Source organism: bacterium (assembly GCA_013360195.1).
Taxonomy (GTDB): Bacteria; Electryoneota; RPQS01; order RPQS01; family RPQS01; genus JABWCQ01.
Genome location: JABWCQ010000007.1, coordinates 48,944 through 61,679, shown reverse-complemented (window position 1 = coordinate 61,679; position 12,736 = coordinate 48,944). Strand labels below are relative to the sequence as shown.

Here is a 12,736-nt window from a genome sequence, read left to right as displayed (position 1 = left end):
GGATGAGTATCAACGTATCGAATCTACGTGCTTTTACACAAAAATGCAATGAGACAGGGCACCAAGTTGAATCCTATTCGGTTTGGTTGGCTGTAATTCAAACATGTATCGTTGGATAATTATCGTATTTGTTGGGCTGGTTGCCGCTTGGACATATCTTGCGGACAAGGATAGATTTCCGCAGGACGGAGAGCCCGGTCCATTTCCGTCGGACTGGTTCATGCTTCAGCGGACCTGGCCGGAAACGCATTTGAATGCTGACAGGGTTCGGCAGGGCGCAGAACATGCGGCACGAATGCGCCGAAGCACTCTTGATGAAGATCCGTTTTGGGTTCAGCGCGGGCCGACGAATATCGGTGGACGAGTCACTGATATTGCAGGGCATCCGACAAATGACAGTATCTACTATGTGGCAAGCGCATCGGGCGGAGTATTTAAAACGGTAGATGGTGGGCGAAACTACACAGCCATCACGGATGACCTTCCAACGCAATCCATCGGCGCGCTGGCGATAAATCCGACGACTCCGGAGATTGTCTATTGCGGCACGGGTGAAGCGAATTCGGCGGGTTTCAGTTATTTCGGGTTTGGCGTGTACAAAAGTGTCAATGGCGGCCAGACGTGGCAGCCCAAGGGGCTGGAAGAGAGCAGGTACATATCCCGCATAGCGATACATCCGCAGAATCCGGAGCAGATATGGGTGGCGGCGATGGGAGAACTATTTGCGCCGGGCGGTCAGCGAGGCATATTCTACAGTGAGAACGGCGGGGATACATGGCAGCAGAAACTTTTTGTCAACGATTCGGCGGGCGCGAGCGATGTTGTTTTGCATCCGACAAATCCTGACATTGTCTATGCTGCGATGTGGCAGAGAGTGCGCACACCAGAAGTACGGCGCGTTGGAGGGCGGTGGTCAGGGATTTACAAAACCATTGATCGGGGCGAGAATTGGACGCGGCTGTCAAGCGGTCTTCCTCCGATCGGGGAGAATGTCGGTAGGATTGGTTTGGCAATATCGCACTCGAATCCCGACGTTTTATATGCGTGTTACGCGGATGACCCCGGTTATTTTCTTGGAGTATTCCGGTCTTCCGATGCCGGTGAATCATGGACACGAACAAATGATTCAGGCCTTGACAACATGTACTCGAATTTCGGCTGGTACTTCGGGAATATTCGAGTTCGGCCGGACAATGAAGACATGGTGTTCGTGCTTGGCGTCACGCTTCACCGATCAGAGAACGGCGGAGCGAGCTGGAACGAGATAGGTGAAGACGTTCATGTTGACCATCATGCGCTTTGGTTTGATCCGCAGCAATCGTTCCGGTTCCTACTCGGCAATGATGGCGGGTTCTACCGAACCCTGAATAACGGAAACAGCTTTCAGGACTTGAATAACTTTCCTGCGGTTCAGTATTATGCCGGCACGTATGACGCATCGCAACCGCATAGACTCTATGGCGGAACTCAGGATAACGGAACTCTTCGAAGCATGACCGGCGCGATTGACGAGTACGAACGAATATACGGCGGCGACGGGTTCTACACGCTTGTTGATCCGAACAATAACAACTATGTGTATGCCGAATATCAATACGGCGGCTTGGGGCGGAGCACGGATGGCGGCGAGGACTTTTCATGGGCGCTGAACGGAATTGATGATTCGGAGCGTCGGAATTGGTCAACACCCGTGGTATTTGATCCGGCAAATTCCAACACGCTGTACTACGGTGCACAACGGCTATACAAAAGTACAAACAGAGCACAAAGCTGGATGGCAATCAGCCCGGACTTGACCAGCGGGCCGGGACAAGGAAATCTCGTGTTTGGAACGATCACGACGATCGGAATTTCGCCGGCGAATTCGAATGTTATCTATGTCGGAACAGATGACGCCAATGTCTGGGTGACGACGGATGGGGGTGAGAATTGGACGTTGCGAAATACCGGTTTGCCTCGTCGATGGATAACTCGAGTGACTCCTCATCCAACGGATGCAAATGAAGCGTTGGTAACCATTTCGGGTTACCGAAATAATGAACAACAGGCTCACTTGTATCGCACGACGAACCAGGGAGAAACCTGGGTTGAAGCCGGTGCGAGCCTGCCGGACGTTCCGCTTAATGACGTCCTTTATGATCCGCAGGCAATCAACGTGCTATATGCCGCTTCCGACTTCGGAATATTCTGGAGTCAGAATTACGGAGATAGCTGGGCTGCATTGGGGCGCGGACTTCCTCCAGTGCCGACTCTGGACATGATTCTGGACAATTCGAATCGCAAGTTGATTGCGGCGACATATGGCCGATCATTTGTGACGCTTCCGCTTGATTCGCTTGGCATAAACCGCAGACCAATTATCACTTCGCGAGTTCCCGAAGGCGATCCCGTTGTCGTGACTCAGCATGTTCCGGTTACATTTCGCATTGCAGCAGAAGATCCGGACGGTGACTCGTTACGGTATATGTGGCGCTATCACGGCGAGATTCTGTCAATTTTGGACAGTTGTATACTGGCTTTCGGGACTTTGGGACCCGATTGCGTGTCAGTTGACGTCAGCGACGGGTTTCTGCACACTCAGGCCCACTTTGAGATTGACGTTGTGCTGAGTTCACTTGAACGATCTCTGCTTCCCGACAAGATTTCAGTGAAAGCGTATCCCAACCCGTTCAATAGCGCGACTCGGATTTCGTTCATATTGCATCGTACTGACCACGTAAAACTTGACATATACACTATAGACGGCCGTCAGGCAGAAGTACTCATTGACGGAATCATGCAGGCAGGCGAGCATGAAATTTCCTGGTCGCCTCGCGAGTTAAGTTCGGGAATATACTTTGCTCGATTGAAATCCAAATCCTCTACAGAATCAACAAAACTGCACTTCATCAAGTGACTCGACTCATCCTTTTCGCAGCGTTTTTTTCAGTACACGGCGTTTCAGCGACCGCGCAGGACACTCTGCGCATTATGACGTACAACATTTTGAATTTTTCCGGATCGAGCTCCGATCGGCTTGACGAGTTGCGGATGATTGTCAGCAGCGTCAGGCCGGACATTCTGGTCAATCAGGAGGTCATTGATCAAGCGGCAGTGAACAATATCCTGAACCAGGTGCTTCATCAACTGGACACAGACTGGCAGGCGGCAAATTTCGTGAACGGCCCGGATACTGACAACGCATGCTTTTACATGTCATCCCGGGTTTCACTCGTGAGTCAACGTCAGATTTCGACATCGTTAAGGGACTTCAGCGAGTACGTTTTTTCGAGTCAAGCAATGCCTGACGAGGATTTTCTGATTTATTCCGGTCATTTGAAGGCGAGCTCTGGTCCGGACAATGAGGAGCGCAGGCGGGCCGAGGCAGAAGTCCTTCGAAACGAACTCAATGAATTGCCGGCTGGGTCGCACTTCATGTTTGTCGGAGACTTCAATTTGTACAGCTCTTTCGAACCTGCCTACCAATTACTTCTGGCACTGGGAGATAATCCCAACGGGCGGCTTCTGGATCCAATCAATCGCCCCGGCGCCTGGAGCAACAGCGTCTCGTTTGCGGACATCCACACTCAGTCACCCCGTACTCAATCATTTGGTGGCGGATCAACAGGCGGAATGGACGACCGGTTTGATTTCATTCTGGCTTCCGCGGCATGGATGGACACCAGCGGCTCATATGTGATTCCTTCAAGTTATCATGCATATGGAAACGATGGGCTTCATTTCAATGATGCCATCAATGACGGTGCAAATCAAGCCGTACCTGACAGCGTAGCGGACGCACTTCACAATTGCGCGGATCATTTGCCGGTTGTGGCGGATGTCGTCCTGCGGCCAACCGTAACGCCGGTTTCGCCACATCTGCCTGTAGCTAATTCGCACATGATGATCAACTGTTATCCAAATCCATTCAACTCCCGGATTAGCATTGAGATTAGCCCGTCGACACAGTTTGGGGAGCTAAAGTTCTTTGATGTCCTTGGAAGACTTGTAAGCGGGGAAGAAGTTGCGCCGACCGCGGGCATGCAGATTCGCAATTATGATTTTGCGAGTCTGTCGTCAGGAGTTTACTTCGCAGTTTTGCTTCGGGGATCTGAATCGGCAACTGCAAAAATCGTATTACAGAAATAGGAATTCGTGAGCTTTCCAGTTGTAGCAATTGTCGGCAGGCCGAATGTCGGAAAGTCGACCATCTTTAACAGAATGACTAAATCCGGCCGCGCCATTACCGCGCCGGAGCCCGGCGTGACGCGCGATCGTCACGTTGGATCGGTGGAGTTTGAAGGGCGGGAGTTTCTTGTCATGGACACCGGAGGTTGGGTGCCGCGTTCAGAGGAGCTTTTCGACAGCGCGATTCGAGAGCAGGTGTCATATGCGCTTGAGGAATGCGACGTTGTGCTCTATGTTGGCGATGCACAAACAGGGGTGACGGATTCCGACCTCGAAATTGCGCAGATGCTGAAAAAATCATCACGCCCGGTTCTGGTCGCTGTGAACAAGACGGACAACTTCAATATAGAAGCTGAAGTACCGCAATTTTACAAGCTCGGACTTGGCGAGCCGAACCCGATAAGCGCGGTTCAGGGCTATGGATTTGGTGAACTACTCGAAAAGATTTGTGACTCACTTCCCGAGCGTGGTGATAAGAGTATTGAACGGCCACGTCCTTTGATTGCGGTAATAGGCAGACCGAATGTCGGAAAATCTTCGCTTGTGAATGCACTTCTGGGCGAGCAGCGGCACATGGTGACTGACATAGCCGGAACCACTCGTGATTCCATTGACAGCGTTGTGAGATACTACAAGCAACCGATGACGCTGATTGACACGGCAGGTCTCCGCCGCAAGTCAAAAGTGAAAGAGGCACTCGAATTCTACACGACGGTGCGAACACAGAAAGCTCTTAAGGAGTGCGATGTCGCGATTGTCATGATTGAGGCGCAGGAAGGTCTTCTATCACAGGACGTGAAGATTTTGCAGGAAGCCGTAACCTATGGCAAAGCGGTGATTCTCTGTTTGAACAAGTGGGATCTTGTGGAGAAGGATGAACGGACGGCAGGTCTGATCGAGCAGGAAGTGAACGAGCGTCTTTCAAGCATTAGTTTTATCGAGAAGCTGTTCATTTCAGCAAAGGACATGCAAAGAGTGCATAAGGTGCTCGAGGTCGCACTGCGTGTTTACGAGGAGCGGCAGAAGCGCATCTCCACGGGTGAATTGAACAGATTCTTGGAACAACTGATGGAGCGTCAGCCGCCTCCTGCGGTCAAAGGCCGTGATTTAAGGTTAACGTACATGACGCAGGCGGAAGCGGAACCTCCGACGTTCATTCTCTTTTCTCGTTGGGCAAAATTGATTCCGGAGAATTACCAGCTGTTTCTTGAACGGCGAATACGGGAACAGTACGGCTTTCAAGGAGTGCCGATTCGTTTGTTTTTTAGGGGCAAGAAGCAATGAGAGTCCAGTCCGCCGAGGTTGTAATTCCCGGTGTTGAAGGGTCATTCTCCTATATCGTGCCGCGTGAGTTGTCAGCAGCAATTCGACGCGGCACAGTTGTCTTGGTTCCCTTCCGATCCAGAAGAGCGACGGGGTTCGTAATACAGACACACGAACAAGGTGTTCCTGAGGCGACGCGCACTATTGATCAGGTTTTGGGTGACTCGATTCAGCTTGGCAATGACCTATTGGATTTCACGCGCTGGATGTCGGACTACTATCTTTGCACATGGGGAGAAGCATTGCGAGCGGCGCTGCCCAGTGGATTGGATGCGGAAGATCAATTCAAATTCGCCCTCGCAGAGCATGACCAAAGTCAACTATCTTTAGGTTCAGAGGCCTATTCCGAAGAGATCGCAGAGCTATTGGAGGCGCTAGAAGAAGGCCCAATGTCGGCTCGACAGATACAGACACGTTTTGGCCTGAATCCCGACGGCACGGAAATCAAGCGTCTGAAACAAAGCGGAAGGATAGTCTACAAACCCGTTCTCCGAGGTCCCCGTACGGGTGAACTGGTTGAGCAGATAGTGGAATTGACATCGGAGGCACTGTCCGGTATTGAAAACGATACGATTTGGACCTTCATCACAACGCGAAGTGGACAAAGACTGATTCGCGAGCTGCGGGATTGTCCCGGGAACGGAATGCCGAAGAGGCACTTGATGAGGGGAGCAAGCAAGCAGAGACGAGCTGCGCTTGAGGAATTGCTTGCCAAAGAGTATGTTAGAATTCGAAAAGAAGTCATCTCACGATGGAAGCCGGATGAACTGCCCGTGCTGTCGGTTGAGCCGGATTCGCCGTTGACACCGCATCAAACCCTGGCAACTGCGGCAATTTCGGCCGCGCTCGAAGAGAACAAATATAGCGCATTCTTGCTCTATGGTGTAACGGGCTCAGGCAAGACGCGAGTTTATATTGAAGCCATTCAGCACGTACTTCGACTCGGAAGAACTGCCCTTGTTCTGGTTCCGGAAATTTCCTTGACTCCTGTGTTGTGGGGGCGATTCAGGGCTGTGTTTGGAGATGAAGTCGCGATTCAGCATAGCGGGCAGCCGATGTCCGTGCGCTATGACCTTTGGCGAGGAATAGCCAATGGAACATATCGTGTCGTGTTAGGCGCGCGGTCAGCGGTTTTTGCGCCGCTCTCTAATCTGGGTTTAATTGTCGTAGATGAGGAGCACGATTCCTCATACAAGCAATCCGAAGGCAGTCCGAGATACTCGGCACGGGACGCAGGGCTTTATCGTGCCTTGCAGTCAAATGGGGTTGCGTTGCTTGGCAGTGCTACACCATCTTTCGAGTCATTACACGCGGTGAAGCAGCGCCGTATGTCTCTTCTGTCCCTTCCTGAAAGAATCTTTGGATCATCCATGCCGAGTGTTGAAATGGTCACTCCAGAAAACGCTGGGGAAGATCGGGAGAGTGAACACGGCACTCATGAACCGGTCCCTGACGTACCGCACATCCTGTCGCGACAGTCGTTGCAAGCGATCGAGAACACGCTCGCGCGAGGCAAGCAGGTCATTGTCTTGCAGAACAGACGCGGATTCGCGCCGTTCTTGATTTGCCGCGCGTGCGGCAAGCTGTTCGAGTGTCCCAACTGCTCAGTTTCACTAACCTATCATCGTCCGGGCAAGATTCTCAAGTGTCATTACTGTCACCACCGCGACGACGCACCGGATTTGTGTCCGGTGTGCGGGTCTGACGATTTGAACATGTGCGGGAGCGGGACACAGAGGATTGCGGAGGAATTGACTACTTGCTTCCCGACTGCACGCGTGGCCCGGATGGACTCGGATGCAATGGCAAGAATCGGATCGCATGGTGAACTGATGTCAGAGTTTGGCAAGGGGAACTACGACATATTGGTCGGGACCCAGATGGTGGCAAAAGGTCTGGACTTTCCTAATGTCGAGTTATCAGTCGTAGCGGATGCCGATTCTGAACTGTTTTATCCGGACTTTCGAGCCAGTGAGCGTGGGGCAAGTTTGCTTTTGCAGATGAGCGGCCGTTCCGGTCGCGCTTCGAAGGATGGGCGAGTGTTGCTTCAGACTCGCGCACAGAGTCATCCTGCGATTCGTGCGGCAACAGAAGGAGATTGGCTGAAATTCGCTGAAGAGGAACTATTGCATCGTGAAAAAAGCGGATTCCCGCCCTATTACAGAGTTGTCTTGTTGCGTGCAAAAAACTCAGACGAATCTGCTGTGGCGAGAGCTATGTTAAAGGCCAAGCGCGAACTCGAGAACGAACCGGGTATCGGATTACTCGGACCGTCACCTTGCGCGGTTGCAAAGATAAAGGGCAGGATTCGGTACCAGTTGTTGGTTCGGTCTTCGCGCACAACTGACCCGACAGGCGCCCAGCTCCGGCACAAGGTGAAGAATCTATTCCTGAACTGGGGAAACTCGGAGGAGCTTAAGCGCGTGCAATGGGAGATTGATGTTGATCCTGCAAGCACTGTTTAGTCTCATACTTTTGCTGCATCCAGAGGCGTTGCTTGCCTCGCGCGAGTCGGACTATATGACCCGGGACTATGGCCGGTTCGCCATAACCTATTGTCCGGAAGACTCAGCCCTGGCCACACCGCTTGCAAACGTGCTCGAAAAGAGGTTGCCGGTCATAGCCGCGAGACTGAGGCTTCCGATGCCGGATTCTGCGCGCTTCGTCATTACGCCGACAGCCGAAGAGTGGGGTAGAGTGACTGCCGGAAGCCCTCTTTGGGCAAACGGAGTGGCCTATCCAAGACACGGCGTTGCAGTTCTTAAATCACCTCGTTTTAACGCGAATGGTGGACCGATTGCCGAGACGGCGTTGCACGAGCTTGTTCACCTTTTACTCGACTCCGGCGCGCCCAATTCAGAATTGCCGAGATGGCTTGATGAGGGGCTGTCGCAGCTCTTTGCGGGGCAGCAGGAGTATTTGGACGTGCATGTTCTCGGACGAGCCGCAGCTTCGGGTCGCCTCATGACCTTCTGGGACATTCAAGGTCTGATGGGTATGAATGCCATAGATGCTCGTCAAGGCTACGCTCAGTCTTTGGCGGCAACGCAAGAACTTTGGCGTCGTTTTGGCGATTCCGGTTTGGCGAATCTTGTGCATGAACTGCGACGGGGGACAGAGATTGAAGCCGCATTCCCGAAACTTTATGGCTTGTCGTACGGGGAATTTGAGCAAGAGTACCGGGCAGGACTTCGAAGTCAGTACGGCGGTTCACTTTGGACTGACGGAGAGTTGTGGATTTCGGTTTTGTTTGTTATTCTTGTACTTTCAGCAGGCACATTTGCATACTTTCGGCGCAAGAAGACGATTGCAAAGTGGCATGCGGAGACTCATCCAGACATAAGTTTGGGAACCCGTGACGTCCCATATACAATAAACTACACCCTGATTCGTTCGCGGCAGGAAGACAGAGCGGAATCCGAGGATGGGCAAGATAAACCTCCATTTGACCGACCTTTACCAGGAAACTGAAGACCGGAGTAACACGTGCGCTTGATTAGCATCGCGATACCACTTCTCCTTAGCAACTTGCTTGCGTTTGGCGCGGCAGGAACCACCGGCTATGAGCTGTTTCGGACTGACGGATTTGCCAGGTCGGCTGGACTGGCAGGCAGTTCTGTAGCCCAGCACGGTGACTTATCCGCCCTCCAAAGTAACGTGGCCGGTCTGGCAACTATCGCCCGGTCGGACATTTCCGCGAGTTTCACGAAGCATGTCTTGGATATCAACCAGGGGACGCTGGCATATTCAAGAAGACTCAGCAATGGATACGTCCTTGCTGGGGCAGTGGACTACTTAAGTTACGGAACGTTCGACAGAGCTGACGAAAACGGCTTCAAAAACGGTGAATTCACTGCTTCAGATTTTCAGTTCCGGGGTGCCATGGCACAGTCACTTAAGCCGGACTTGCGCATTGGAGCTGTGTTAAAGTATCAGTACCGTGATATTGACGGAATTGGAGCTTCAGCGATTGCTGTTGATGCGGGTCTGCAATATGACACAGGATTCAATGATTGGACAGTTGCGGCGGCAATCAAATCCATTGGAACCGCCACGAGCGCATTCTTGTCAGAAAAAGATGACCTCCCAACTTCATACGAGCTTGGGTTTGCCGTGCCACTCGAGCATTTGCCCATAAAGTTCAGTGTGGTGGGGGCTTACGTAAAGGAGGAAGGTGTGGAAGGTCGGGGAGGGCTGGAAATCAGTTTTGCACAGCAGTTGGTGGGTCGATTAGGCTATTCCACGATTGGAGTAGATCAGCGATCGGGACTATCTTCAGACGCCTTCGCCGGCTTTTCCGGTGGAATTGGTTTCCGCATCAAGCAGCTTACTTTCGACTACGCTCTGACCTCACACGGCGAAATAGGATACTTGAATAGGTTCACGGTCGGGACCTCAATTTAGGAAGAATAAACCTCTTGGCTGACAAGGTGTCAAACAGATAGGCGTGAGGGAATCGGACGAACGCGATGACCGCGAGCTTGTGCTTGCTGCCCAAGCCGGCAAAGACGAAGCTTTCAATACGCTGGTTCTCAGACATCGTAAGGCTTTGTTCCACATAGCGGTTGGGCTTCTTGGAAATGCTGACGATGCCGATGACATTTGCCAAGATGCCTTCATCAGGGCATACGAGAATCTCGGGGGATTCAGATCCAACTCATCGTTTTACACATGGTTGTATCGAATTTGCGTCAATCTTTGCCTGAACAAGCTTCGCAGCCGGAAGATTAGATCATTCTTGAGAATAGATAGCGAAGACCTGACCCTTCCCGCTGCCGAATCGGCGGACTTGCCAGCAGAGGAAGCAGAGTTCATGCACAAGGCGAGGATGGCTATCGCGAGGCTGCCGGACAAACAGAGAGCGGTATTTATATTACGGTATTTTAAGGAATTACCGCACGCCGAGATCGCCGAGATAATGGACAGGGATGTAGGGACAGTTAAGGCAAATTATCATCAGGCCATTAGGAAACTTAAAGCTGAACTTGGTGATTACATTAGAGGTGAGGATAGTTAAATATCCGATTATCGGCAAAATAGATAGAATTTGAACGAAGATGAAGTCAACTCACAAAACCGGCAGCGAACTTATTTTGAATGAGGAGCGACTCTTTGGTGCCATGCCAACGAGTGACGCGGCTTTTATTGTCAGTTTGCGCAATCGGCTTCATTCGCGCGATAGAATCATTTGGATAGGTACAAGACAGGCGATTCTGGCATTGTGTGGAGCTTCGTTGCTCGTCTTTCTGATTGCCATGTCGGTTCCAACGGCAGTCGTGAATGTTCAACTGGTTGACATTTCGGCGCCAATTGAAGAGAGTGTTAATGAGCTTGTAGTGTTCGAAGCCGATCCCGCCGAGTTTGCCGAGTTTCTTGGAATCCCGGAGGTCTCCGACACAAGTTCCGTGGATTCGGATATTAATACCGGCACCGCGTCAGAACAGAGCGTGGAGCCGGTGTTTGATGTGTCTTCCGACGAACTGCTCAAGCTTGATGACTCTGAACTCGAGTTAGTGCTTTCCGAGTTAGACGAAACTGTGTTTTTCTAAGATAAATGAGACTTGTTTCATACATATTGCTGCTCCTGCTTTCGGTCGGACTTCTTCGAGCGCAAGATAGAAGAATGTCCCCGGAACAGCGGAGAGAGAGAGTTGAAACAGTCATCATTGGCAAATTTGCCGATGAGCTGGAGTTGACCCCTCTCGAGGCGGAGAAGTTCTATCCGCGATTGAGACAATTCAGAACTGAGACAGAGCCTTTGCAGCGTGAGTTTGCTGCGACTCAGCAGCGGATCGATGAACTTTCGAGGTCTGGTGAAAGCGAAGGGCGGAAGTCGCAGGGCGGCATTGCGGTGACAAGGTTGTCTGAAGGCGGTATGAGTAAGGACGAACTGAAGGCGTTAATCGCCAAATCAAACGCCCTGCAGACCGAGATTCTGACGAAACGTGAACTGCTGCTGACCGATCTTGCCGATTTCCTTTCGCCGCAGCAAGTCTCTCGCTGTTCAATTCTGTTGGATGAGCTTCCACGGCGAATCCGTCAGTTCATGGAAGACCGTGGCGGTCCCCCTCATCAGGGTGACCGAGAGCGTGGCATTGAACATCAGAAGCGTCGAAGAACCAGATAGTTGAGAAAGCTCTTCGGAGCTTTTTTTGTTGATTCACAGCTTTCTAATCAGGCGATTTCAGTATGACATATGTGCCTTCTGTCACCGTTGCCATTGTGAACTACAATACTCGTGAGGCATTGCGAAACTGCCTTTCAAGTTTGAGAAGAGTTCTCAATGAAGTCAATATGACAATTATCGTCGTTGATAATGCGTCCTCCGACGGGTCGTTGGCAATGTTAGAAAGTGAGTTTCACGATTTAACAGTTTTGGCCAATCGCGAGAATGTTGGATTTGCGCGCGCGATTAATCAGGCGTTTGTGTCCTGTACTTCGGACTTTTTCCTGATGCTGAATCCAGACACCTGGGTAGCCAAAAACGCTGTCGTTCGCTTAGTTGAAATGGCAGAACGTGACCCGAAGATTGGTGTCGTCGGGGCACAATTGACGAGTTTTCGGGGAGACACGCTGCAATCCGTCCTGGCGAGACCAAACCTCGCAAAGGAGTTTCTAAATCTGTTTCCAGAGCTTAAGGCTGTTCTGTTGCCGCCATTTATCAAGCAAATTCTTCTGCGCAGTAGAGAGCGGAGGCGGGGCGAAATCATCGAGGTGCCGGCCGTTTCAGGTGGGGCAATGCTCGTCAGGTCCGTGGCTTACAAGGACGCGGGCGGGTTGGATGAGCGCTTTTTTGTGTACCACGAAGAGGTTGATTTTTGCTTGCGTGTCCAAAAGCTGGGCTGGAAGGTGGTCATTGCTCCGGATGCACAGGTGCTCCATCTTGAAGCCTTGTCCACAGGATTCAAAGTGAATCGATTGCCGTCTGAACCGGTGTTAGGTTGGCGCCTTACCGGGCTTGCCATACTTTTTGAGAAGCATGGCAGCCGCAGACAGTCTGCCCGGTTTGTCAGGATGGCCCAGATACTTCTGAAGGTACGTGCGCTGCTTTGCAGTTTGAGGGCGTGGTGGGGAGGTGAAATGCGAGAAAATTGGAAACGACGCTCTCAGGAGCTTGAATTAGCCGCAGTTAGACTCTCCAAACTCACAAAACATTCCGAGTCTGGTCTGATTAGTTGACCGCAAGTACAGAAAAAACTTCAGTTCCCTTGACAATTTTGGCGGGATAATGTATTTTCTAACAGGC

General features: G+C 51.6%; 10 protein-coding genes. All 10 read left to right on the top strand.

The window, feature by feature from the left end:
* Nucleotides 1–103 precede the first annotated feature (103 nt).
* Entirely contained in the window at nt 104–2,896 is a 2,793-nt protein-coding gene (locus HUU59_06745) for a T9SS type A sorting domain-containing protein (GenBank protein NUO19128.1), read from the top strand.
* The gene (locus tag HUU59_06740) at nt 2,893–4,128 is read left to right on the top strand and encodes a T9SS type A sorting domain-containing protein (GenBank protein ID NUO19127.1); all 1,236 of its coding nucleotides are present in this window, start codon (nt 2,893–2,895) and stop codon (nt 4,126–4,128) included. The genes HUU59_06745 and HUU59_06740 overlap by 4 nt, the downstream gene beginning before the upstream one ends.
* A 6-nt stretch (nt 4,129–4,134) precedes the next feature.
* Nucleotides 4,135–5,451 carry a ribosome biogenesis GTPase Der gene (der, locus tag HUU59_06735; protein ID NUO19126.1) on the top strand — a complete coding sequence of 439 codons (1,317 nt, stop codon included), beginning with the start codon at nt 4,135–4,137 and terminating at the stop codon, nt 5,449–5,451.
* A complete protein-coding gene (gene priA, locus HUU59_06730; protein ID NUO19125.1) occupies nt 5,448–7,955 on the top strand; it encodes a primosomal protein N' in 2,508 nt (835 codons plus the stop codon). The genes der and priA overlap by 4 nt, the downstream gene beginning before the upstream one ends.
* On the top strand, nt 7,930–8,961 hold the full coding sequence (locus HUU59_06725) for a hypothetical protein (GenBank protein NUO19124.1): 1,032 nt from the start codon (nt 7,930–7,932) through the stop codon (nt 8,959–8,961). The genes priA and HUU59_06725 overlap by 26 nt, the downstream gene beginning before the upstream one ends.
* Nucleotides 8,962–8,976: 15 nt before the next feature.
* The gene (locus HUU59_06720; protein ID NUO19123.1) at nt 8,977–9,894 is read left to right on the top strand and encodes a PorV/PorQ family protein; all 918 of its coding nucleotides are present in this window, start codon (nt 8,977–8,979) and stop codon (nt 9,892–9,894) included.
* A 43-nt stretch (nt 9,895–9,937) separates the two neighbouring features.
* Complete coding sequence (locus tag HUU59_06715; GenBank protein ID NUO19122.1) at nt 9,938–10,507, top strand: RNA polymerase sigma factor; 570 nt, start codon at nt 9,938–9,940, stop codon at nt 10,505–10,507.
* Between the two features lie 40 nt (nt 10,508–10,547).
* On the top strand, nt 10,548–11,039 hold the full coding sequence (locus HUU59_06710) for a hypothetical protein (protein NUO19121.1): 492 nt from the start codon (nt 10,548–10,550) through the stop codon (nt 11,037–11,039).
* Between the two features lie 5 nt (nt 11,040–11,044).
* A complete protein-coding gene (locus HUU59_06705; protein NUO19120.1) occupies nt 11,045–11,617 on the top strand; it encodes a hypothetical protein in 573 nt (190 codons plus the stop codon).
* 62 nt (nt 11,618–11,679) lie between these two features.
* Nucleotides 11,680–12,669, top strand: a complete 990-nt coding sequence (locus HUU59_06700) for a glycosyltransferase family 2 protein (protein NUO19119.1) — start codon at nt 11,680–11,682, stop codon at nt 12,667–12,669.
* The last annotated feature ends 67 nt before the right edge of the window (nt 12,670–12,736 follow it).